The sequence below is a fragment of the Glacieibacterium sp. genome (assembly GCF_965200405.1).
In the GTDB taxonomy this organism is placed as follows: Bacteria; Pseudomonadota; Alphaproteobacteria; order Sphingomonadales; family Sphingomonadaceae; genus Glacieibacterium.
In genome coordinates this window covers 1,612,238-1,636,999 of the sequence record NZ_OZ241356.1, presented here as the reverse complement: position 1 = coordinate 1,636,999, position 24,762 = coordinate 1,612,238, and the positions used below count along the sequence as shown (strand labels likewise).

The 24,762-nt window shown below is 67.1% G+C and carries 11 protein-coding genes; 8 read left to right on the top strand and 3 right to left on the bottom strand.

The window, feature by feature from the left end:
* Positions 1-155 precede the first annotated feature (155 nt).
* From ACOFKW_RS07580 to ACOFKW_RS07570, 3 genes are all read left to right on the top strand, one after another.
* The gene (locus tag ACOFKW_RS07580; RefSeq protein ID WP_419816710.1) at positions 156-3,218 is read left to right on the top strand and encodes a TonB-dependent receptor plug domain-containing protein; all 3,063 of its coding nucleotides are present in this window, start codon (positions 156-158) and stop codon (positions 3,216-3,218) included.
* A 146-nt stretch (positions 3,219-3,364) separates the two neighbouring features.
* The gene (locus tag ACOFKW_RS07575; RefSeq protein ID WP_419816709.1) at positions 3,365-4,471 is read left to right on the top strand and encodes an acyltransferase family protein; all 1,107 of its coding nucleotides are present in this window, start codon (positions 3,365-3,367) and stop codon (positions 4,469-4,471) included.
* Between the two features lie 423 nt (positions 4,472-4,894).
* Positions 4,895-5,767, top strand: coding sequence for an RMD1 family protein (locus ACOFKW_RS07570; RefSeq protein ID WP_419816708.1), 873 nt, complete (start codon positions 4,895-4,897; stop codon positions 5,765-5,767).
* A gap of 26 nt (positions 5,768-5,793) precedes the next feature.
* Here ACOFKW_RS07570 and ACOFKW_RS07565 read toward each other — a convergent pair whose 3' ends face one another.
* Positions 5,794-6,294, bottom strand: coding sequence for a CYTH domain-containing protein (locus tag ACOFKW_RS07565; RefSeq protein WP_419816707.1), 501 nt, complete (start codon positions 6,292-6,294; stop codon positions 5,794-5,796).
* Between the two features lie 235 nt (positions 6,295-6,529).
* Positions 6,530-8,155 carry an inorganic phosphate transporter gene (locus ACOFKW_RS07560; RefSeq protein ID WP_419816706.1) on the bottom strand — a complete coding sequence of 542 codons (1,626 nt, stop codon included), beginning with the start codon at positions 8,153-8,155 and terminating at the stop codon, positions 6,530-6,532.
* A gap of 196 nt (positions 8,156-8,351) precedes the next feature.
* Here ACOFKW_RS07560 and ACOFKW_RS07555 point away from each other — a divergent pair, with 196 nt between their 5' ends.
* The 3 genes from ACOFKW_RS07555 (at position 8,352) to ACOFKW_RS07545 (ending at position 12,709) form a co-directional block, all read left to right on the top strand.
* Complete coding sequence (locus ACOFKW_RS07555; RefSeq protein WP_419816705.1) at positions 8,352-9,968, top strand: carboxylesterase/lipase family protein; 1,617 nt, start codon at positions 8,352-8,354, stop codon at positions 9,966-9,968.
* A gap of 212 nt (positions 9,969-10,180) precedes the next feature.
* Complete coding sequence (locus ACOFKW_RS07550; protein WP_419816704.1) at positions 10,181-10,627, top strand: TspO/MBR family protein; 447 nt, start codon at positions 10,181-10,183, stop codon at positions 10,625-10,627.
* Positions 10,628-10,834: 207 nt separating this feature from the next.
* Positions 10,835-12,709, top strand: a complete 1,875-nt coding sequence (locus tag ACOFKW_RS07545) for an ABC transporter ATP-binding protein (protein WP_419816703.1) — start codon at positions 10,835-10,837, stop codon at positions 12,707-12,709.
* Between the two features lie 166 nt (positions 12,710-12,875).
* Here ACOFKW_RS07545 and ACOFKW_RS07540 read toward each other — a convergent pair whose 3' ends face one another.
* Complete coding sequence (locus ACOFKW_RS07540; RefSeq protein WP_419816702.1) at positions 12,876-14,126, bottom strand: amidohydrolase family protein; 1,251 nt, start codon at positions 14,124-14,126, stop codon at positions 12,876-12,878.
* Between the two features lie 51 nt (positions 14,127-14,177).
* Here ACOFKW_RS07540 and ACOFKW_RS07535 point away from each other — a divergent pair, with 51 nt between their 5' ends.
* Together ACOFKW_RS07535 and ACOFKW_RS07530 are read left to right on the top strand one after the other, a co-directional pair.
* Positions 14,178-16,355 (top strand): penicillin acylase family protein, encoded by a 2,178-nt coding sequence (locus tag ACOFKW_RS07535; RefSeq protein WP_419816701.1) that lies wholly within the window; start codon positions 14,178-14,180, stop codon positions 16,353-16,355.
* 198 nt (positions 16,356-16,553) lie between these two features.
* Entirely contained in the window at positions 16,554-24,707 is an 8,154-nt protein-coding gene (locus tag ACOFKW_RS07530) for a GH36-type glycosyl hydrolase domain-containing protein (RefSeq protein ID WP_419816700.1), read from the top strand.
* Positions 24,708-24,762: the final 55 nt, after the last annotated feature.

Genomic DNA, 24,762 nt, shown 5'->3' with positions numbered 1-24,762 from the left:
GTCGCCGGTTAATCGGCGCGGTTGAGCGACAGACGCCGCTTCGCCCTTGACGCGTGTCGCCGCCGCCGCGCACGTTAACTCATCAGGCACGATCGACGGGCGTGGCAGCAGACCGGCAAAAGCCGGCGCAACCATGACCAACAAGGAGGGACACCATGACGAAGCTTTCAGCATTCCGGCGGCCGCAGCACGTCGTCGCCGTCACCTCCAGCCGGTCGGCGCTGGCGATCTCCATGGTGTTCGCCCTGCCGGCCTTCGCCCAGACCGCGCCGACCGAGACCGCTGCGGTCAAGACCGCCGAAGCCGCCGCCGCCGCCGAAGGCAACCCCGACATCATCGTCACCGGATCGCGCGTCGCGCGCGACGGCTTCCAGGCGCCGACCCCGGTGACCGTGCTGACGCGCGAGGAGATCCAGACCTCGTCGCCGTCGAACAACATCGCCGATTTCGTCAACGAGCTGCCGGCGCTGGCAGGCTCGACCCGCCCCGCCAACTCGCGCCTCAACCTGTCGAGCGGCCAGGCCGGGATCAACGCGCTCAACCTGCGCAACCTCGGCGAGATCCGCACGCTGGTTCTGCTCGACGGCCGGCGCTCGGTCGCGTCGACGATCACCGGCCTCGTCGACATCAACACCATCCCGCAGGCGCTGGTGCAGAGCGTCGAGGTGGTCACCGGCGGCGCGTCGGCGGCCTATGGCTCCGACGCGGTGGCGGGCGTCGTCAACTTCGTCCTCGACAAGAAGTACAAGGGCCTGAAGGTCGCCGTCGACAGCGGCATCACCGACAAGGGCGACGGCCAGAACTATTCGCTCAGCGTCACCGGCGGCGCGCCGTTCGGCAGCGACGAGCGCGGCCACATCCTCATCTCGGGCGAACTCGCCCACCGCGCCGGCATCTTCGAGGTCGATCGCGACTGGAACGCCACCGGCTATGTGCGCATCCAGAACCCGGCCTATAACGCGACGACCAACTCCAGCGTCCCGCAGTTCCTGATCCGGCGCCAGGTCGGCGCGGCGAACTCGACGCCGGGTGGCCTCATCACCGGCTCGACCGGGGGCGTCGCCAACCGCCTGCGCGGGACGTATTTCGGCAATGGCGGCGCGGTCCAGCAATTCCAGTACGGCGCCCTGACCTTCCCCTCGCCGACCGGGGCCGCCGCACCGACGCTGACCCAGGGCGGCGACTGGCAGGTCAACGACTCCGGGCGCCGCATCGGCCTCGATCCCAAGGACGACCGCTACGGCCTGTTCGGGCGGCTGAGCTATGAGTTCGGCGCCGGCATCGAGCTGTTCGCCGAGGGCTCGTACAACCGGCAGAAAGTGTTCTTCAACGCCGGGCCCAACTTGGCGACCGGCGTGTCGCTGTCGGCGACGGGCTGCGACACGGCGGTATCGGCGGCAACCGCGCCGCTGACCTGCAACGCCTTCCTGTACAACACCCTGGGACGCGCGGCGCTGGCCGGCATCACCAGCGTGACCATCGCATCGACCGCCGCCGACCTGCCGTTCCGCGCCGTCAGCAACAAGCGCGAGGTGCAGCGCTATACCCTCGGCGCGCAGGGCAGCGCCCAGTTGTTCGGCAAGTCCGCGACCTGGGAGGTTTACAGCCAGTACGGCCGTGCCCAGCTCCGCGAGCAGCTGCGCAACATCATGAATATCGGCGCGATGAACAACGCCACCGCCGCCGTCTTCGCACCGGCCGGCAACACCGGCGGCTATGCGGCGGGGTCGATCCAGTGCCTCGTCAACGTCGATACCAACCCGGCCAACGACGCCCGCGCCTGCGTGCCGCTCAACCGCCTCGGCCTCGGCGTCGCCAACCCGGCGGCGTTTGGCTACGTCCTCGGCAATCCGTATCGCGACGAGACGGTCGAGCAGTACAATGCCGCCGCCAACCTGTCGCTGACGCCGTTCTCGACCTGGGCCGGCGACGTCAGCCTCGCGCTCGGCGGTGAATATCGCAAGGAGCAGATCAGCGGTTCCGTGCCTGCCGAATTCCAGCCGCTGGCGACCGTCGATGCGACCGGCCGGCCAACGACAACGAACCGCTGGTCGGTCGGCAACTATCTGCCCACCAACGGCAGCTACAACGTCAAGGAGCTGTACGTCGAGACCGTCGTGCCGCTCGGCCTCGGCATCGAGTTCAACGGTGCCGCCCGCGCCACCTGGTACTCGACCGCGGGCTATGTGACGACGTGGAAGGCCGGCGCGACCTGGCAGCCGATCGAGGACATCCGCCTGCGCGTCACGCGCTCGCGCGATATCCGGGCGCCCAACCTCAACGAGCTGTACGCCGCCGGCTCTGCCAACAGCGATTCGGTCCGCAACCCCGCCTATACCAACGACGGCGCCAACGGCCCCGCGACCTTCGGCTATTCGGCGAACGTCACCGGCAACCTCAACCTGCGCCCCGAAAAGTCCGATAGCTGGAACGCCGGCGTGGTGTTGACGCCGCGCTTCCTGCCGGGCTTCAACCTGTCGGTCGACTATTTCCGGATCAACCTGAAGGACGCCATCAGCACCTTCGGCGCGCAGGACATCATCGACCTGTGCTATCAGGGCCAGCAGCAGTTCTGCAGCGCCTATACGCCGGATCCGGCCCGCTCGATCCCCGGCCAGCCCTATTACCTGTTCCGCAGCCAGCCGTTCAACGCCGCCCGCCAGCTGGTTCGCGGCGTCGACATCGACGCCAACTACCGCCTGCCGCTCGACGCGATCTTCGCGGAGGCCAAGGGCGCCGTCACGCTGCGCGGCGTCGCGACCCGCTATATCGACAATCTGTTCAACAGCGGCGTGCCGAGCACCGTCGTTCTCAACAGTGTCGGGGTGAACGGCGGCCAGGCGACCACGCCGAAGTGGATCTACCGCTTCAGCGCGACGTACGACACGCCCAGCTTCTCGATCACCGGCGTCGGCCGCGGCGTCAGCTCGGGCAAGTACGTCGCCAACGGTATCGAGTGCCTGACCACCTGCCCGGTCTCGACGACGCAGTTCCCGACCTATGACGAGAACCATGTCTCCGGGCTGTTCTATGTCGACCTCAACGTCACCGCCAAGGTGCCGATGGCAGGCGCCGATGCGCAGTTCTTCGTCAACGTCACCAACCTGCTCGACAGCAAGCCGATGCTGGTGCCCGAGACCGGACTGGCGGCGAACAGCACCTATTCGGACCTGCTGGGGCGCGCCTTCCGCGTCGGCGTCAGGGTGGAGCTCAAATAGGCACAACGCCCTCGTCGCTCCCACTCGCCGGCCTGGCCCGAAACTGAGATTGTACCGTATCCGCAACGGGTTAGCCCGGCGAAAAGGCTTGCTGCACTGCAAAACAATTGCCACGGTCCAGTGGTCGTCGTGATGCGGGGGATACAGTGTCGGCGCGGCTCCACTATATCGACCGGTGCAGGGCGCTGCTCATGCTGCTCGGTATCCCGTACCATGCAGCGCGGCTGTTCTCGCCTGGCTGGGGGCCGCCGCAGGCCGCGACATCGGCTTTCTGCGATACGGTCGCGCAGACGATCACGGCATTCCGCATGCCCGCATTCTTCCTGATTGCCGGCTATTTCGCCGCGATGCTGCTGGCCCGGACCGCGCGGTGGGAGTGGTTGCAGTCGCGCCTCAAGCGGCTGGGCATCCCGCTGCTGTCAGCGACGATCGTGCTGATCCCGCTCCAGCTGCTGGTCTTCGCCGCGGTGCCGGGCGGCGACATGGGCGATGTGCTGGCCCGCCTCGCTGGCCGCCTGTCGGAGCCGTCGTCGAGCTGGATCAGCCACCTATGGTTCCTCGACGACCTGATCATCTATTCGGTCCTGATCGCCGTTGCCTGGCCGATTGTCGCGCGGCTGCGATCGACGGGACTACCGCTCGTTGTCGAGCGGGCGCCTTTCGCCAGTGTGTTCATCCTGGTCGGGCTCGTCGCCGTACCGCTGTCCGTCACCGCGCCACTGCTCGGCACGACGTTCCTGGGCGCGATGGCCAACCGGCTGATGTACAACGGCCTGTTCTTCCTGATCGGCACCGGCCTGTTCCTCAAGCCCGCGATCCTCGACGCCTGGCTGAAATGGCGGTGGTGGCGTGCGGCAGTCGTCGTCGCGATCATCGCGCTGACCGTGCCGTTGACGATGGGCGGCGCGCATTACCGCCCGGCGATGGTCGCGGGCGCCTGTGCCGCCATCGGTGGTGCTTGGCTCGTCCTTGCCGCGATGAAGCGCTGGGGCGATGCGCCGAGCGCGCCGGTCAAGCTGGTCGTCGATGCGTCGCTGACCATCTACCTCGTCCACCACCCGATCATCCTGGCGCTCGGCCTGGTCACAGCGTCGATCTCGCTGCCGGTCGAACTGGAATGGCTGGCGGTCGGGGTGACGGCGGCGCTGCTGTCCTTCGCCATCTACCTGGCGATCCGGCAGGTGCCGCTGTTGTATTACTGCTTCAACGGACAGCGCCTTGCCGTCCGCCGCCCGGTCCTTGCCGCGGCCTGAGAGTCCGACCTGCCGTTGACCAAGCCCGCAGCGTCGTGGCTACGACGGCGATCGGCGATCAAGTCGCCGACATGCGGGTATAGCTGAATGGTAACGCAGTAGCCTTCCAAGCTTCATAGGAAAGCATTAGATCAGATACTTACCGTCAGCCTCAACGAGTTACGAGACGGCTGTAAAAGTATTCAGGTCGCCGGACGAACCATCACTCGGCCAGGTCTTTCGGCTGGCTGCCCGCATCGCGGCAAGCGTCATGACCGAGCGAAAAACAGGTGAGATCGTCTCAGCGCCCTTTTGCCGATCACTTCGGCAAGTGCGCTCCGGTCATTTGCAAGGTCTGTGCATCGCCGGCGATGTCGAGCTTTCACTCCAAATGTTTGAGACCAATGCCGATCGGCGGTAAGGCGGCCGCCAGACAGGAAAACCATGCCGACGACGACTGCCCCCGACGTTCGCGACACGATCTCGGCCGGTCGCGCCTTGCGCACCGTCAAGGCAGGGTCGCGCGAAGTCCTCGGTTTCGTCCTGCCGGGCCAGATGGCGCCGGGCCGGGTCCGCGCCCTGCTGGTCGGGTCACGCATCAACATGCGCGGGCTCACTGGTTTCGTCGAAGCCGACGAACTCGATCCGCAGGGCAGCGGCGCGGCGCTGGTCTTTCGCTATGGCGTCGTCGTGCTGTTCGGCGTCGCCGCCGATGGCGAGCAGCGTTTCCTCGCCCGCATCGCGCCGGACATCATCGATCCTTTGCCGTCACCCGAGGTCGAGACCGCGACGATCGAACTCGCGCCCGCTGCGGACGAGCAGGTCGACGTCCACGGCAATATCAAGCTGCGCGAACTGACCGCGGAACGCTTGTTGCTGACAGCCACGGTGCTTGCCCGCAGCGTTGTCTTGAGCCGCGATGAAGCGCGGATCGCGACGGTGTTCGACCGGATCGAACCGCTGGTCAACGATCTGCAGCAGCGCGGCCAGGTCGGCCATCCGATCCGGCGGGTGATGCAACAGATCGGCGAGGTGCTCTCGGCGCGACATCGCATGGTCGGCCGCGCCCAGATCAGCGAGAAGCCCGAAGTGCTGTGGGATCATCCCGAGCTTGACCGTCTCTACGGCCGTCTCGAGGCTGAGTATGAACTCGGCGACCGAGCCCGTGTCATCGAGCACAAGCTGGAAGTCATCGGCGATGCCGCCGACGTGCTGCTCAACCTGATCCAGGACCGGCGCTCGGTTCGGCTCGAGCTGTCGATCATCGCGCTGATCATGCTGGAGATCGCCGTCAGCCTGTTCGAGAAAGTCATCTGAGGCGCGCAACGCCGCTCCGGGCTGGGCTATTGCAGCGAGCCTGGAAGCGACGAAGCTACCGCCATCGCCGCGACGCATCGTGCCAGCAACGCTTCCTTGCGCAGGCTCGGCTCGTGCGTGACTTCGCGACCGATCCACGGCGGTAACGGCATATCGTCGTCGACGTGCTGCAATTCGACTTCGGCAAGGTCGGTGCCGGTCAACAAGCCAAGATGTATGTCGACCGACCAGTCGAAGCCGGCAAATGGCACCAGGTGTCGTATCTTTTCGATCGAAGGTCCGGCGCACAGCGACTGCAGCATGATCAGCCCGTCAGGATAAGGGATCTCGTATTCGAATTCAAAGCGGCTGATGCCCTGGCGCGGTCCCTTGACGGTGAGCCAAGCCTGGCGTCCGCTGAGCCGGACGCGCACCTTGCGGCCGTCGGCGCGCGCAATCAGGCCGTCGGTAAGGTGACTGGTCCTGACGACTGCATCACGCCAGCCATCGTTGGCCAGCAGAAACGTCCGTTCAATCTCGATAGCCATAAGCGGCGTTCGGTTCCCGGTGCAGGGCGTTCCTGTCCGGTAGCGAACACATTTAGCCAAGCCTGCGGTGCTTCATCAGACTGTAACCTGCGCGGAATAGCTGGGCCTCCGCAGCGGCGTTTGTACCCCCTTTCGTCGCTCCGACTGCGTTTGATCCTCCCTGAATCACGCATCGACTAGCCGGCTCACCGTCATCGGGGAGCCGGCCTTTTCGTCTGTTGCGCGCGTGCCGGGTCTAGAAGATCTTCGAGAAGACGAAGAACAGGCCACCGGCGAGCAGGATCGACGCCGGCAGCGTCAGCACCCACGCCGTCAGCATGTTACGCAGCGTGCCCCATTGCAGGCCCGAGCCATTGGCCGCCATGGTACCGGCGACGCCCGACGAGAGAACGTGCGTTGTCGACACCGGTAGCCCGAAACCGTCGGCGGCGCCGATCATCGCTGCCGCGACGATCTCGGCCGACGCACCCTGGGCGTAAGTGAGGTGGGTCTTGCCGATCTTTTCGCCGACCGTGACGACGATGCGCTTCCAGCCGACCAGCGTGCCGAGCCCGAGCGCGATGGCGACCGAGACCTTGACCCAGGTCGGGATGAACTTGGTCGACTTGTCGAGGTCGGCCCGGAACGCCTTGGTCGCCGCCTTGCCGTCCTCGGAGAACGTCACGGCTTTCGTCTTGTCGAGGATGCGATACGCCTCCGAGGCGACGTACATGTCGTTGCGGACGTTGGCTGTCGACTGCGCCGGGACCGCCGCGAGCGAGCCGTACTGGTTGACCTGATCGCCGATCGAGCCGCTCAACGCCGCGAGCGCCGGGACGGTCTGCGGCGTCAGCGTCCGGCTTTGCAGATAGGCCGTCACGACTGCGCGTGGATCGGCAGGCGACGCGACGCCGTTCGACTGCGCGACGAGAGCCGCCTGCGCCTTGGCCGCGACGGTCTCGAACGCCATCACCTCGGTCGCGGGCATGGAACGATTAAGTGCATAGGCGGTCGGCACGGTGCCGATCAGGATCAGCATGATCAGGCCCATGCCCTTTTGCCCGTCGTTCGAACCGTGAAAGAACGACACGCCGGTGCAGGTGAAGATCAGCAGCGCCCGGATCCACAGCGGCGGCGGCTGGTCGCTCTTGGGCTCCTGGTACAGCGCCGGGGCTTTGACCACCCGCTTCATCACGATGATCAGCAGCGCCGCGAAGCCGAAGCCGAGGATCGGCGACAGCAGCAGCGACAGGCCAATGTCCTGCGCCTTGGACCAGTCGACTCCCGAGGTGCCGCCCGACAGGTGCATGAACTGGTTGGCCAATCCAACGCCGATGATCGAACCGATCAGCGTGTGCGACGACGACGACGGCAGGCCGAGCCACCAAGTCCCGAGATTCCAGACGATGGCGGCGATCAACAACGCAAAGACCATCGCAAAGCCCGAGCCGGAATCGACTTGCAGGATCAGTTCGACCGGCAGCAGCGAGATGATGCCGAAAGCGACGGCACCACTCGACACGAGAACGCCGAGGAAGTTCCAGACGCCAGACCAGATGACGGCGGCGGTCGGCGGCAGCGCGTGCGTGTAGATTACCGTCGCCACCGCGTTGGCGGTATCGTGGAAGCCGTTGACGAATTCGAAGCCGAGCGCGATCAGCAGCGCAACACCGAGCAGGGCGAAGGCGCCGAAGGCCAGCGGTGGCACATGCGCCGCCGCAAGATCACGGTTCAGGCTATAGGCGGTGAAGGCCAGTCCAACCGCGAGCAGGCCGAAGAACACGACCAACCCGGCTGGTCCGGACTTCTTGTCGAAGTCGGGCTTCGCCGCGGTACCACCGTAAGATACGGCATCGTAAGTTAAGCTGTGTTCGCTCGCCATCTTGGCCTCGCAAAGTGTCTCAGGATTAAATACTTCTCGACCGTTACAGGCAGGTGACATCGCGGACGCCCCGTCCGAATGGGGCGCATGGATCGGCCTCGCGGGCATGTCGGCGCGCGCTGCTGCAAGACCTGCCGCCGTTTCTCATGACTGATATCGCTCTGGCTGGGCCCGGCGATACTCGCTAGCAATAGCGATGCCAGGCCAGCAACGAGCCGGCGGCGAGCGAGGGCAGATGAAACGGATATGGCGCATGGCGGCGATGACCGGCGGACTGATCGCGGCACCCGCGCTCGCGCAGCAAGCCGTGGTGGCAGGCGGTACCCTGCGCGGCACAGCGATCGCCGGGCCTGCGCCAGTTACGGCCTTCCTGGGCATTCCCTACGCCGCGCCGCCGGTCGGGCCGCTGCGCTGGGCGCCGCCGAAGCCTGCCCTGCGGTGGAAGGGCGTGCGCGCCGCCGATCGGTTCGGTGCGCGCTGCATGCAGCAGCCACTCTTCGCCGACATGATGTTCCGCTCGCCGGCACACAGCGAGGACTGTCTGACTCTCAACGTCTGGGCACCCGCCGGCACATCCAGGGGGGCGAGACTGCCGGTGCTATTCTACATCCACGGCGGCGGTGCAATCGGAGGCGACGGATCGGAAAAGCGCTACGACGGCGCGAGCATGGCGCGGCGCGGCATGGTGGTGGTGACGATGAACTATCGGCTCGGCGTGTTCGGCTTTCTGGCGACGCCTGAACTGGCGGTTGAGTCACCACATCACGCAGCGGGGAATTACGGGTTACTCGACCAGGCCGCGGCACTCGATTGGGTACGGCGCAATGCCGAGGCCTTCGGTGGCGATCCGAACAAGATCACGATCGGCGGCGAAAGCGCAGGATCGATGTCGGTCAGCGTGCTGATGACCTCGCCGCTGACGCGCACCCACTTTGCCCGCGCAATTGGCGAGAGTGGCGGCGTGCTGCCGCCGACCTTCCATCCCAAGCCGCTCGCCGAGGCCGCACCGGCAGGCAGGGCATTCGCCGAAGCGGCAGGCGCGCCGACGCTGGCGGCACTGCGCGCGATGCCGGCCGAGCAGCTGCTCGGGGCTCAGGGGCAGCAGAAGTTTCAAGCCGACTTTATTGTCGACGGACTGTTCCTGACCGAGACGCCTGCCGCGAGCTATGCTGCCGGACGCGCTGCCAAGGTGCCGCTGCTCGTGGGGTCGAATTCGCAGGAAGATGAGTGGAAATCCGTTCTGGGCAGTGCAGCACCGACGGTGACGAATTATCGCGCGGCGCTGGAACGGCTGTTCCCGGGCCGCGGCGCGTCGCTGTTTGCGCTATACCCGGCGGCGGCCGATACCGATGTACCAACAGCGGCGATGCGGCTGGCCAGCGACCGCTTTTTGGGCGCGTCGACCTGGCAGTGGTTCGACCTGCACCGGCGCAGTGGCCAGCCGACCTACTATTACTATTTCGCGCGTGTCCGTCCGGCTGCGTTGCCGCCGCTGACCAACGACACGCCTGCGCCGCTGGGCGCAGTGCACAGCGCGGAAATCGAATATGCGCTCGGCAATCTCGACGTGAATCCGCTTTACCGCTGGACGACCGAGGACCGCGCCATCTCGAGCACAATGCAGGGCTATTTCGCGACTTTCGTGAAGGCGGGTGACCCCAACGCCGCCGGGCTGCCTCGCTGGCGCCCGGCGCTCCCGACCGGCGACGCGGTGACCCGGCAGGTGATCGACGTGAATACCCGCAGCGAGCCGTTCACGTTTCAGACAAGCTATCCGCAGGCCGTGATGCTGCTGGACGCTGGGTCGCGGTAAGGGAGCGTTGTAACTCACCTGAATCAGTCCTTCGAACTCATCGAAGCTTCGGGGTAGAAGCAAGGCGCCGCGAGCATTGGCCGCGCGGAACCGTATGGCGGCGTGAACGGTCCTTGGTGGAAAGGAGACCAGACATGGCGTCAACACCTCACAAAGATGGACTATCTGCTGGATGGGCAGCCGGACTTGCCGTCGGCGCAGTCTTCGCAGCTTTGATCGTCGGCAAGCGTGCCAGCCCCGGACCGGACCATCCGCGGACGCAGCGCTGGTACAAGCGTCTCGAGAAGCCTGACTTCACACCGCCGACACCGGTCTACCCGATTGCCTGGACGGCGATCGAGGCATCGCTGGCGTACGGTGGCTATCGCCTGCTCAGATCTGAGCCGTCGTCCGAACGCACGTACGCTCTGGCGTTATGGACCATGAACCAGGTCGGCATTGGCGGGTGGAGCGAAGTATTCTTCGGCCACCGGGCACCGGGCTGGGGCACCGTCGCCTCGGCTGCTCTTGGGGTCAGCGCCGTCGGCTATGTCGCCGTCGCCAATCGGACCGATAAGGTCGCGGCAAGTCTCGGCGTTCCTCTCGTCGCCTGGGTTGCGTTCGCGACCTTGCTCTCGGAGGAGATCTGGCGAAGAAACGAGCCGGCCCCCGCAACCTGACCTGGATCAGGTCATCCGGTACGTTCGTTCGCTTCGCTGGCCCCGGCTTTTCATCGTGATGCTGATCAGATCGTGAGGGAAGCAGGTGTCCCGGCAAAACCGCTACGCCCGTTCGCAGACGCCGAGTAATGCAGCGGCATGATGCCGACCTCAGATCCGACGCGCAAAGTGCGGCATGGCGGCCCGTCGTCGTCGGGTTGCCGCTAGATGGCGGTCGCTGCCCGACCCGGCCGCGGTGGCGTGCCGGAGCCGACCACGTGGCGTGAGCGATTAGGTGCACTCCGCAACCTGCCACCGTTTCTGGCGATGGTGTGGCGTACCAGCCGGCTGCTCACTGCGACGACGCTTGGCGTGCGGCTGCTGCGCGCGCTGCTGCCGATCGCGACGCTGTTCGTGGGCAAGCTCCTTATCGACGAAGTTGTTCACCTCGACCGCCTCGTCAACCGCCCAACGGACCTCGCCGGGTGGCTTGAATCTGGGCTGCTCGGACGCCTGGAGGGCTTGCTGCTCGCCGAGTTCGCGCTGGCGATCGCGTCCGACCTGCTTGGCCGACTGGTGTCGCTGATCGACGGCCTGCTTTCCGACCGGGTCAGCAACGACGCCAGCATCCGCCTCATGCAGCACGCCGCCACGCTCGATCTCGCCGATTTCGAGGACGCGGCTTTCCAGGATCGCATGGATCGTGCGCGCATGCAGGCGAGCGGGCGCATGTCGCTGATGGGCCAATTGTTCGGGCAGGTGCAGGATATCGTCACTGTCGCGAGCTTCGCTGCCGGCCTGGTCGTTTACGCGCCTTGGCTGATAGTGCTCCTCGCCGTTGCCCTCGTGCCATCCTTCCTCGGCGAGGCACACTTCAACGCGCTGAGCTACGCGCTCAGCTACATCCGCACGCCCCAGCGGCGCGAACTCGACTACGTCCGCCAGGTCGCGGCGAGCGCGGACACGGCCAAGGAGGTCAAGATATTCGGCCTGAGCCCGTTCCTGATCGATCGCTACCGCACCATTTCACGCGACACTTACGCGGCAAGCCGGCGGCTCGCGCTACGCCGCGCCGTCTGGGGCTCCGGCTTCGCCGCTCTCGGCACGATCGCCTATTACGCTGCCTATGCCTACATCGCCTGGCGCGCGGTCACCGGCTGGCTGTCGATCGGCGACCTCACCTTTCTCGCTGCCTCGTTCCTGCGGCTACGCGGCCTCCTCGAAGGCCTGCTGACGGGCTTCTCGTCGACTGCAAGCCAGGCGCGTTACATCGACGACCTGTTTTCCTTTTTCCGGGCGGTCCCCGGGATCAGCTCGCCCGCGGAGGCGCTGCCATTCCCGCATCCCGTCCGCGAGGGCTTCGTCTTCGAGGACGTCGGATTCCGCTATCCTGGCGCGGACCGCTGGGCGGTGCGCCACCTCTCCTTCACGCTGGCGCCGGGCGAGGTGCTGGCGCTGGTCGGCGAAAACGGCGCGGGCAAGACGACACTCGTGAAGCTGCTGGCGCGTCTCTACGATCCGGTCGAAGGTCGCGTGCTGCTGGATGGGCGCGACTTGCGCGATTACGACCTCGGCGGCCTGCGCGCGGCGATCGGCGTCATTTTCCAGGACTTCGTGCGCTACAACCTGCCGGCTGCGGACAACATCGCAGTCGGCCGGATCGAGGCGCGCGGCGACCGCGAGAGGATCGAGGCCGCTGCGGTCGCGGCGCTCGCAGACGACGTCGTCGCCAAGCTACCCGGCGGCTACGACCAGATGATCGGCAAGCGCTTTCGCGACGGCGTCGACTTGTCGGGCGGGGAATGGCAGAAAATTGCGATTGCCCGCGCTTACATGCGCGATGGCGAGGTGCTGATCCTCGACGAGCCCACCGCGGCGCTTGACGCACGCGCCGAATACGAGGTGTTCCAGCGCTTCCGCGAACTGAGCGCCGGGCGTTCGGCGGTGCTGATCTCGCACCGCTTCTCCAGTGTACGCATGGCTGACCGCATCCTGGTGCTCAGCGACGGCCGTGTGGAAGCATCCGGCACGCATGCTTCGCTGCTCGCGGCCGGTGGCCGATATGCCGAGTTGTTCGAGCTCCAGGCTGCGGGCTATCGATAACTCGCCCCGGCGCGGCGACGACCCAGAATCGGCCAATCAACCTAGCCGAAGCACCTCCAAGCTGCGCCGTTCGTTCATCGCTGGATCCGGTGTCAGCTTAAAGCTGCTGGGACGCTTGGAAGAGCGGTTCCAAGATGCATGCTAAGGATAACTGCAGCAGACCGGTTCAGCGCTCGATGATCATGCCGCCCTTCATCACGAGCTTGACCCTGCGAACTGCCGCGATATCGCGCGTCGGGTCGCCATCCACGACAACGAGGTCGGCAAGCAGGCCCGCCTTTATGCTGCCGACAAGCTTATCGATGCCGAAGGTGCGCGCGTTGCCCGAAGTCGCTGCGACCAGCACAGCCGGCGCCGGCATTCCGGCCGCCTGCATCAGCTCCATCTCGCGGGCATTGGTGCCGTGGGCGAACACGCCGACGTCGCCGCCCATGCAGATCGGCACCCCGGCGGCGTGGGCCAGCTGGAACGAGCGGCGGTTGAGCAGCACGGCAGGCGGCGCCGGCTCCTCGCCCTTCCAGCCGCGATAGCGCGCCACCGCGTCGGACGCCGCCAGCGTCGGGCAGAGCGCGATGCCGTGATCGTGCATCGCCTTGAAGATCGCCGCCGTTCCACCATAGCCGTGCTCGATCGTGTCGACCCCGGCGGCGATGGCGCGGCGCATCCCCTCCTCGGTGACGCTGTGCGCGGCGACCAGGCGTCCGGCGTCGTGCGCGACGGCGACGGCGGCGCTCATCTCGGCCTGCGACAGCGTCGGGCGGCTGCCGTCGCCGCCCTGGTAGTGATAGTCGGCGTACAGCTTGATCAGCCCGGCACCCCCGGCGATCTGGTCGCGGACGGCGCGGACGATCTCGTCGACGCCGCTGACCTCCTGCGCGCCCTGCGGCACCACGACGCCCGGCTCATAGCCCTTGGGGCCGTAGGCACCGCGCGCAACGATAGCGCGGGTAGCGACGGTCAGGCGGGGGCCGGGAACAATGCCCTGGTCGATCGCCTGCTTAAGGCCCACATCGGCATAGCCTGCGCCCTCGGTGCCCAGGTCTCGTTCGCTGGTGAAGCCCGCCATCAGCGTCGCGCGCGCCTGCACGACAGCGCGCGCCGTGCGCAGCGCCAGCGCCTCGTGCAGCACCTGATCGTCCCACGGCGTCTCGTTGTAAGGATGGAGGAACAGATGGCCGTGCCCCTCGATCATGCCCGGCATCAGCGTCGCGCCGGGCAGGTCGATGATGCGTGCACCGGCAGGAGAGGCCAGGTTCGGGCCGACGGCAGCAATGCGGTCGTTGTCGACCAGCACCTGCCAGCCTGGGTGCGGCTTGGCCTCGACGCCGTCGAAGACCTGTGCCGGGCGCAGCAGGATCGTCGCTGCCCCGGCCGGACCGGCAAGGATCAGGGCAGCGGCGAGAACGGTCCACTTCATGGGCAATCGACTTCCTTGCGAGCGGACCGGGGCGCGGATAGCGTTGCGGCCATGAATAGACTGGCCCGGCGCGTCGCGGAATGCCTATTGCTCGGGACGGTCGCTGTCGCCGCCCATGCCGCGCCGGCGCGGGACCTCGCGCGGCAGGCAGCGGCGGTGACCATCACCCGCGACGACTGGGGCATCGCGCACGTCAGCGCCGCGACCGATGCGCAGGTCGTCTTCGGCGCGATCTATGCGCAGGCGGAAGACGACTTCGGGCGCATCGAGGCGAACTATCTGACCGCGCTCGGGCGCACGGCGGAGGCGGAAGGCGAGAGCGCGATCTGGGCCGACCTGCGCCAGCGCCTCTACGTCGATCCGCCCGAACTGCAGCGCCAGTATGCGGCCAGTCCGGCATGGCTGCGCAAGCTGATGGACGCCTGGGCGGACGGTCTGAACTACTATCTCGCGATGCATCCCGCAGTGCACCCCAAGGTGCTGACCAAATTCGAGCCATGGATGGCGCTGAGCTTTACCGAAGGCAGCATCGGTGGTGATATCGAGCGCATCTCACTGTCCGGGCTGCAAAGCTTCTACGGCGGCGTGCCGGTCACCGCGAGCGCGGAAGAGATTGGCGCCCGACCGCAGGAGCCGCGCGGGTCGAACGGCATCGCCATCGCGCCGCAGAAAACCGCCAACGGCCACGCGCTGCTGCTGATCAACCCGCACACCAGCTTCTACTTCCGCTCCGAGCTGCAGATGACCAGCCGCGAGGGACTGAACGCTTATGGCGCGTCGACCTGGGGGCAGTTCTTCATCTACCAGGGCTGGAACACGCAGACCGGCTGGATGCACACCACGTCCGGCGTCGATAACGTCGACGAGTTCGCCGAGACTATCGTCAGCGAGGGCGGCAAGCGCTCCTACCGCTACGGCAAGGCGCTGCGCCCGGTCGCGTCCGTGCCGGTCACCATCGCCTACCGCACGACGGACGGCAGGCTGGCGACGCGAACCTTCACCACCTATCGCACCCACCACGGCCCCGTCGTGCGCGCCGAGCGCGGCAAGTGGATCGCCACCGCGCTGATGTGGCGGCCGGTCGCGGCACTGGAGCAGAGCTTCCTGCGCACCAAGCAGACCGACCTCGCGTCATATCTGAAGGTCGCGGCGTTGCAGGCGAACAGCTCCAACGCGACGCTGTTCGCCGATCGCAAGGGCGAGATCGCCTACCTGCATCCGCAGTTCGTGCCGGTGCGGCCCGACCGGTTCGACTACACCCGGCCCGTCGACGGCGCCGACCCGGCGACCGACTGGCGCGGCCTGCACAGCATCGCCTCGCTGCCCAACGCAATCCGCCCGCCGGTCGGCTGGGCCTACAACTCTAACAACGAGCCGTGGGGAGCGGCCGGGCCGGACAGCCCGAAAAAGGAGGCTTTCCCGAAATACATGGACAGCGCCGGGGAGAACGACCGCGGGCGGCACGCGACGGCGCTGCTGACCGGCAAGCACGACTTTACTCCGGAGCGCCTGCGCCTCGCGGCCTATGACAGCTTCCTGCCCGGCTTCGCGCGCCTGCTGCCGCCGCTGATCGCGGCCTATGACGCGCTGCCTGCCGCCGATCCGCGCCGGGCGGCGCTGGCCGGGCCGATCGCGTTGCTGCGCGGCTGGGACGACCGCTGGGGCACGGACAGCGCGGCGACCTCGCTCGCGGTGTTCTGGGGCGACAGCCTGTGGACCGACGTCGGCGCGTTCGCCAAGCAGGAGCGTATCAACGTCCCCGACTATATCCTGACCCGCGTCCCAGCCGAGGCGAAGCTGGCGGCGCTGCAGCAGGCGGTTGACCGACTGACTCGCGACTTCGGCAGCTGGCAGGTGCCGTGGGGCAAGATCAACCGCTTCCAGCGCCTCGACGACAGCATCGTCGGCCACTTCGACGATGCCGGCCCAAGCATCCCGGTCGGCTTCACCTCGGCACAATGGGGCTCGCTTGCCTCGTTCGGGGCGAAGCCGTACCCGAACACGAAGAACTATTATGGCACCAGCGGCAACAGCTTCGTCGCCGTCGTCGAGTTCGGCGACCGGGTGAAGGCGTGGGCGGTCACCGCGGGCGGCGAAAGCGGGGATCCGACTTCACGCCACTTCAACGACCAGGCCGATCGCTACTCCAGCGGCAACCTGCGCCCGGTCTATTTTTGGCCGGAAGACCTGACGGGCCATGTCGAGCGCCGGTATCATCCCGGAGACTAGACCCGGCGATAAAGGACTGTCGGAAAGACTTTGAAATCTTGCGAGAAAGCGTGTGGTCGCGGTCGGCGTAGCAAGCATCCTTGGCGCATATTTTGCGCTTCGGGCCATCGGCAGCCAAATATGTAGTGTTGGCACTAGCGGCTGCTCCCAAAGTCACGCTAGCAAGGTGACGTGGTAGCATCGACCGAAAACGCCCGCTTGAGGGTTCCATTGCCGCTGCGGTCGAACGGCCGTTTCAAGGCGCCTGCATGGCAGGAACGCGCACCGGTTCGCGCCGAGCTGTTCGGGGTCGAGAGGCTGGAGGACCATGGCCGATCGCTGGCACAGGCCCAGCAGATCGAGCCGGGGATATTGCGCTCGCGCCAACTGCTGACCCGGCTCGACGACAATGCCGATGCGCTGAAGCAGACTTACGGCGAAACGGCACGGGCGCTCGAGCAGGAACGACCGATCGCACCGGCAGCGGAATGGCTGATCGATAACTATCACATCGTCGAGAAGCAGATCCGCAAGATCAGGGATGACCTGCCGACGGATTTCTACCGGCAGTTGCCCAAATTGTCGGACGGCCCGCTTGCCTCCCTGCCCCGCGTTTTCGGCATCGCCTGGGCCTATGTAGCGCACAGCGACAGCCACTTCGAGGAGGACCGGCTACGGCGCTTCGTGGCGGCGTATCAGCAGGTCAATGCGTTGACGATCGGCGAGCTATGGGCGCTGGCGATCATGCTCCAGCTGGTGCTGGTCGAGAACCTGCGACGGCTGGCAGACCTTGCGATCACCGACGAGCAGGATCGTACCCGCGCCGATGCCTTTGCCAACGCGCTGTTCGCCGCACCCAGCGATGCGCTCGCGCTGGCCAGCCTGGCGACGATCGACCGCGACCACCCGCCGGCCTATGTCAGCCAACTCGCGCTGAGGCTCCGCGACGTCGACGACCGAAGCGAGATGGCGCGCCGCTGGCTCGAGTCCCGGAGCGTCGCGGCGGGCAGCAGCATCGCCGAGATCGATACCATCGCGCAGCGGGCGCTGATCGCCTCGACCGCCTCGATCCGCAACGTCATCATGGCGATGCGCATCATCGCCGAGACCGACTGGGGCGACATGGTCGAGGCGCTCAGCCTCGCCGACCGCGTGCTCCGTGAGGGCAGCGACTTCGCCAGCATGGATTTCCCGTCGCGCAACCTTTACCGCAACGCGCTCGAGGAATTGTCGCGCGGCTCGAACTACGCCGAGGATGAGATCGCGGTACGGGCGCTCGCGCTATCCAACGCGCGCATCCGCGACAATGCCGTCGACAAGGACCCCGGCTTCTACCTGGTCGGCGCGGGACGCGCGTTGCTCGAGGCCGACATCGGCTACGTCCCGCCGGTCGGGACGCGGCTCGCACGGCGGCTGCGGCGCGGCGGCATCAGCCTGTATATCACGCTGGTCATGCTCGCCGCGTTGCTGCTGGTGCAGCTGCCGCTCAGCGGCCTCGACACCGGGCCGCTGAGCTGGTGGTTCGTCGTCCTGATGTTCGGCGCGGTCATGGTGATGGCGATCGAAACCGCGACGGCAATCGTCAACCGGATAATGGCGACATTGCTGCCGCCGCGGATCGTACCGGCGCTGGAGCTCGACGACGGCGTCGGACCGGACCTGCAGACGTTGGTCGTGGTGCCGATCCTGATGGGCTGGAAAAACCAGGTCGCCGAGGAGATCGCCAACCTCGAAGTCCATCACCTGACCACCCGCGAGAACGCGGTACGATATGCGCTGTTGTCGGACTTCGGCGATGCGCAAAGCGAAAGCCTGCCGGGCGAGGCCGAGCGGCTGGCCAGCGCGCAGGCGGCGATCGCCGACCTGAATGCTCGCTATCCGAGCGAAGATGGCGTGCCGCGTTTCCTGTTCCTGCACCGCCGCCGCCAATATAATCCGGCCGAAGGCTGCTGGATGGGTTGGGAGCGCAAGCGCGGCAAGCTGCACGAGCTCAATCGGCTGCTGCGCGGCGCGACCGACACCTCCTATTGTACTGCCGACGGCGGCTCGCCGGAGATCCCGCAACGGGTGCGCTATGTCATCACCCTCGACGCCGATACGCAGTTGCCGCTCGGTACGGCGCGCCGCCTGATCGGCAAGATGGCGCACCCGCTCAACCGGCCGCGCTTCGACACCGTCCTGCGCCGCGTCGTCTCGGGCTATGGCATCATGCAGCCGCGGGTTGCGGTGGCGCTGCCGGTCGGGCGCGGCCAGTCGCGCTTCGAGTCACTGGCGGGCGGACCGGCGGGGATCGACCCCTACGCAGCCGCGGCGTCCGACCTGTACCAGGACCTGCTCGGCGAGGGCTCCTTCACCGGCAAGGGTATCTACGAGATCGACACCTTCATGGCATCGCTGGCGGGCCGCGTGCCGCCCAACGCCATGCTCAGCCACGACCTGTTCGAAGGCGTCTATGCCCGCGCCGGACTGGTCTCCGACATCGAGGTCGTCGAGGACTTTCCGGTGCGATACGACGCGGCCGCGCGTCGCCAGCACCGTTGGGTCCGGGGCGACTGGCAATTGCTGCCGTGGATCCTGACGCCACAGCAGATTGCGGCGGATACTTTGCCCGGCATCGGGCGCGCCAAGATGCTCGACAATCTGCGCCGTTCGCTTGTCGCACCGGCAATCCTGGCGGCGCTGATCGGGGCGTGGTTCATGCCGTCGCTGGTCGCGGCGCGCTGGACCATCGGGGTGCTGGCACTGATCGCGATCCCACCGATGCTGCCGCTGCCTTCACTGCTTTTCGCCCGGCGCAGGCGCGACGTGCCGCTGCGGGCGCATCTGGAGGCCACCGGCGGCGATATTCGCTCGGCGTTCAGCGTCCTGGCGCTGCAACTGGTGACGGTCTGCGACCAGGCCGTGCGGATGGTCGATGCCATCGTCCGCACCCTGCTCCGCTTGTTCGTGACCAGGCGCCACCTGCTCGAATGGACGACCGCGGCAAAGGCCAGCGCCTCACCCAACCCGAGCGTCGCGCAACTGTACCGTTTCATGGGCCAGTCGGTCTTGCTGGCGCTCGGCGCCGCCGCACTGGCGATCATTGTCCATCCCCAGATTTGGCCACTGGTCCTGCCGCTGACGCTGGCGTGGTTCGCAGCGCCGGCGATCGCCTGGGCGGTCAGCCAGCCGCGCCAGGTCGCGACCGCGCTGCCGCTCGACACCAGGCAGCGACAGGAACTCGAGGATATCGCCCAGCAGACCTGGCGCTTCTTCACGACCCTGGTCACTGCCGAGCACAACCACTTGCCGCCCGACAACTTCCAGGAGACGCCCGAGCCCGTCGTCGCCGGGCGCACCTCGCCAACCAACATCGGGCTGTACCTGCTGGTCGTCGCGACCGCGCGAAACAGCGGCTGGTGCACACCCGTCGAAGCGCTCGACCGCATCGAGGCGACCTTTGCCACCCTCAACCGCATGTCGCGCTTCCGCGGGCATTTCTTCAACTGGTACGACACCCGCGACCTGCGCGTGTTGGAGCCGGCCTATGTCTCGGCAGTCGACAGTGGCAACCTGGCTGGACACCTGATCGCGCTCGCCAATCTGGTCGGCGCCTGGCACGATCCCGACAGTATCGCGCGCGCGTCGCGCCTGGCGATGTCGGCGCGCGCGATGGCGATGGCGATGGATTTTGCCTTCCTCGTCGATCCCGACCGGCTTTTGCTGTCAATCGGCTGGTCGGTCGCCGACAACCGGCGCGACGAGAGCTGCTACGACCTGCTCGCGTCGGAGGCCCGGCTGGCCAGCCTGTTCGCCATTGCCAAGGGGGACATTCCGGCGCGGCACTGGTTCCGCCTCGGCCGCAGCGCGACGGCGGCGGCCGACGCCTCCGTGCTGATCTCGTGGTCGGGGTCGATGTTCGAATATCTCATGCCATCGCTGCTGATGCGGGCGCCCGACGGCAGCCTGCTCGAAACCTCGAACCGCCTCGTCGTCCAGCGCCAGCGCGACTATGCCCGCGAGGCTGGCGTGCCATGGGGCATCTCCGAGTCCGCCTATAATGCTCGCGATCGCGAGATGACGTACCAATATTCCAACTTCGGGGTGCCCGGTCTCGGCCTAAAGCGCGGCCTGTCCGAGAATTTGGTAATTGCGCCCTATGCCACCGGCCTCGCCGTGATGGTCGATGCCATCGCCGCGCTCGACAATTTTGCGGCGATCGACGCGATCGGCGGGCGTGGCAAGATGGGATTCTACGAGGCGATCGATTTCACGCCCAGCCGCGTTCCCGACGGCGAGCGCTTCGCGATCGTGCGAAATTACATGGCGCACCACCAGGGCATGACGCTGCTCGCGGTCGCCAATGTCCTCGACGGCGGCAAGCTGCGCGCCGCCTTTCACGCCGAGCCGATGATCCGCGCCACGGCGCTGCTGCTGCACGAGCGCCCGCCGCGCGGCGTCGGTACCTTCAGCCCGCGCTCCGAGGAAGCCGCGCTCATCGCGACCGACCGCCCGGCGGAGGTCGGCGCAACCCGCGTTTACAGTCACCGGACGGAGAGCGTGCAACCCGTCCATCTGTTGACCAACGGTCGTTATTCGGCGCTGCTGACCAGCGCCGGCGGCGGCTATAGCCGGTGGCACGGCCTGGCCATCAACCGCTGGCGCGAAGACCCGGTCGTCGCCGGGCACGGCTCGTGGCTGTACGTCACCGACCGTGAGAGCCGTGAATCCTGGTCGGCAACGCTTGCGCCGCTCGGGGCCCAGCCGACCCAGTACACCGCAACCTTTGTCGAAGGGCGTGCCGAGTTCCGCCGCCGCGATGGTGCCCTCGCCACGGTTACCGAGGTGCTGATCTCGCCCGAGGACGACGCCGAGGTGCGGCGGGTGTCGGTCGCCAACCGCGGCAGCCGGCCGCGCAAGATCGACCTGACCTCGTTCATCGAGCTGACCCTCGGTTCGCAGGCGACCGACCTGGCGCATCCGGCCTTTGCGCGAATGTTCATCGAGACCGAACAGCTCGAAGGTCCGGTGCTGATCGCACACCGGCGGCCGCGCGGTGCCGACGACCCATCGATCTGGGTCGCACACCTCGCAGTGGTCGAGGGCGCTGCAGTCGCACCGCCGAGCTGGGAAACCGATCGCAGCCGCTTTCTCGGGCGCGGGCGCTCGGCGGCCAATCCGATCGGTCTCGGTCGCGACATGGATGGTCGCGCCGGGACCGTGCTCGACCCGGCGCTGGTCCTGCGCTGCCCGGTGCTGGTGCCACCGGGCGACACCGTGCGCGTTGCCTTCTGGACGATTGCCGCCGGATCGCGCGAGGAGCTTATCGACGCCATCAACCGGCACAGCGACGCCAGCGCCTTCGACCGCGCGCAGGTCGCCGCCTGGACGCAGGCGCAGATCGAGCGCCGCTTCCTCAAGCTCGATCCCGGCGATGCTGCAGATTTCCAGCGGCTGGCGGGCCATATCGTCAACGCCGGTGCCACCCACGCGCCGCCGCCCGCTCTCGTCGCAGCTGCCGCTGGTCCGCAATCGGGGCTGTGGGTTCACGGCATTTCGGGCGACCTGCCGATCGTCATTGTCCGCATCGATGACCCGCGCGACCTGCCGACGGTGTCGGATCTGCTACGCGCCTTCGAGTTCCTGCAGGCGCGCTACCTGTCGTTCGACCTCGTCATCCTCAACGAGCGCAAGGCATCGTACATTCAGGACCTGCAGACGGCGATCGAGGATGCCGTCCGCGTCGTTCGTGCGCGCCCTGCCCCTGCTGGCGTTCGCGGCGAGGTGTACACGCTGCGCTCGGACCTGATGCTCGAGCAGCAGGTGGCGACATTGCGGGCGCTGGCACGGGTCGAGTTCCTGGCCCAGCGCGGCACACTTCGCCGCCAGTTGCAGCGGCCCGAAGCGCTGACCGCACCCGTCATCGTCCCGCCGACGCCGACCGGCCGTCCAGCACGCGCCGGCCGTCCGCCCGATCACGCGCTGCCGCTCGAATCGACGGTCGAGTTCTGGAACGGCTATGGCGGATTCCACGCAGATGGCACCGAATACGCGATGATCCTCCACGATCGCGACACGACGCCGGCACCCTGGATCAACGTCCTCGCCAATCCCGACTTCGGCTGCCAGGTCTCGGCCGACGGCCTGGGTGCGATCTGGTCGGGGAACGCCCGCGAGAACCAGCTGACGCCGTGGTCCAACGATGCCGCATCCGAACCGCCCGGCGACATGATCTACCTGCGCGATCTCGACACCGGCCAGGTCTGGTCGCCGACGCTGGCTCCAGCCGGCGCCGGTGGTGCACGCATCACCCGGCACGGCTTCGGCTACAGCCGCTTCCACGCGGTCGGCCACGGTATCGAAAGCGACCTGCTGGTCCATGTACCGCTCGATGCACCGCTGCGGCTGGCGCGGCTGACGCTGCACAACCGCTGCGACCGCACACGCGGCCTGTCGGTGACCGGTTATGCCGAATGGGTGCTCGGCGGAGCGCGCTCGAAGACCGCGTCGCACATCGTCACCGAACGCGATGCCGAGACCGGCGCCTTGTTCGCGCGCAACCCGTTCGATCCCGACAACGGCAACCGCATCGCGTTCGCCGACCTGGACGGCTGCCAAACCGGTTGGACCTGCGACCGCGCTGCCTTTATCGGCCGCGGCGGCAACCTCGGCCACCCTGCCGCGCTCGCGCACGACACCGCGTTGATCGGCGCATGCGGGGCCGGGCTCGACCCCTGCGCCGTGCTCACCACCGAAGTGACGCTGGCACCGGGCGAATCCTGCGAGATCGTCTGGACGATCGGACAAGCTGCCGACCGCGACGCGGCGCGGACGCTGGTGCGGGAATGGCGGGCGGCCGACCTCGACGCCGAACTGGCGCGGACCACGGCGCATTGGCGATCGACCCTCGGCACCGTCCAGTTGCGCACGCCCGACCGCGCGATGGACATCATGCTCAACGGCTGGCTGCTGTACCAGGTACTCGGCTGCCGGGTCTGGGGTCGCGCCGGCTTTTACCAGGCCAGCGGCGCGTACGGCTTCCGCGACCAGTTGCAGGACGGCGGCGCGCTGCTGCTGGCGCGTCCCGACCTGGTCCGCCCCCATCTGCTCCGCGCCGCGGGTCGGCAGTTTCGCGAGGGTGACGTCCAGCATTGGTGGCTCCCCGAGAGCGGTCGCGGGGTTCGCACCCGGATTTCGGACGACCGCGGCTGGCTGGCGATTTCGGTCGCGGACTATGTCGAAAGCACCGGCGACCGCGCCATCCTGGAAACCCCTCTGCCGTTCCTCGTCGGCCGTCAGCTCGAGCCACATGAGCACGACGCCTTTTACCTTCCCGAGACCAGCCTCGACATGCCGTCGCTCTACACCCATTGCGCGCTGGCGCTCGACCAGTCGGTGGCGATGACCGGTTCGCTTGGCCTGCCGCTGATCGGTGGCGGCGACTGGAACGACGGCATGAACCGCGTCGGCGAGGGCGGCCAAGGCATGAGCGTCTGGCTCGGCTGGCACCTGATCCACGCCATCAACCGCTTTGCGCCGCTTGCCGACAGCCGCGAGCCGGAGCGCGCCGCACGCTGGCGCGACCATGCCGAGACCCTGCGTGCCGCGATCGAAGCGGTCGCCTGGGACGGCGAATGGTACCGCCGCGCGACCTATGACGACGGTACCTGGCTCGGCTCCAAGGACAGCGACGAGTGCCAGATCGATTCGATTGCGCAGAGCTGGGCGGTGATCAGCGGCGCCGCCGACCCGACACGCGCCGCACAGGCGCTGGCCTCGGTGCGTCGCCACCTCGTCGATCCGGAGCAGCGGCTGGTCAAATTGTTCACCCCGCCGTTCGACAAGACAGCGCACGACCCCGGCTACATCCGCAGCTATCCGCCCGGCCTGCGCGAAAACGGCGGCCAGTACAGCCACGCCGCGATGTGGACGATCGTCGCGGCGGCGCGCACCGGCGACGGTGACGGTGCGGTGCAACTGTTCGACCTGCTCAATCCGGTCAACCACGCCCTCACCAAGGCCGCTGCCGATCACTACCGGGTCGAACCGTATGTCGTCGCTGCGGACATCTACTCGGTCGCCCCGAACGACGGCCGCGGCGGCTGGACATGGTACACCGGCGCCGCGGGCTGGATGTACCGCGCCGGCATCGAGAACATTCTGGGCCTGCAGCGGGTTGGCCAAACGATCCATCTCAACCCGTGCCTTCCCGACGATTGGCCGGGCATCACGGTCACGCTGCGTCTGGGCGACGCCAGCTACGACATCGAAATCGAGCGCGCCGGACCCGGTGGGATCACTCTTGAAATCGACGGGCTCGGCGTGGATGTCGTCGCTGGAGCGATTGCGTGGCCGCTGACCAGTGGCAAGCACGTGGTTCGACTGGTGATTTAGAGACTTGCCGCTGCGACTCTGATCGCAGCGGCAAGGGCCGCCCCGGACACCAAGG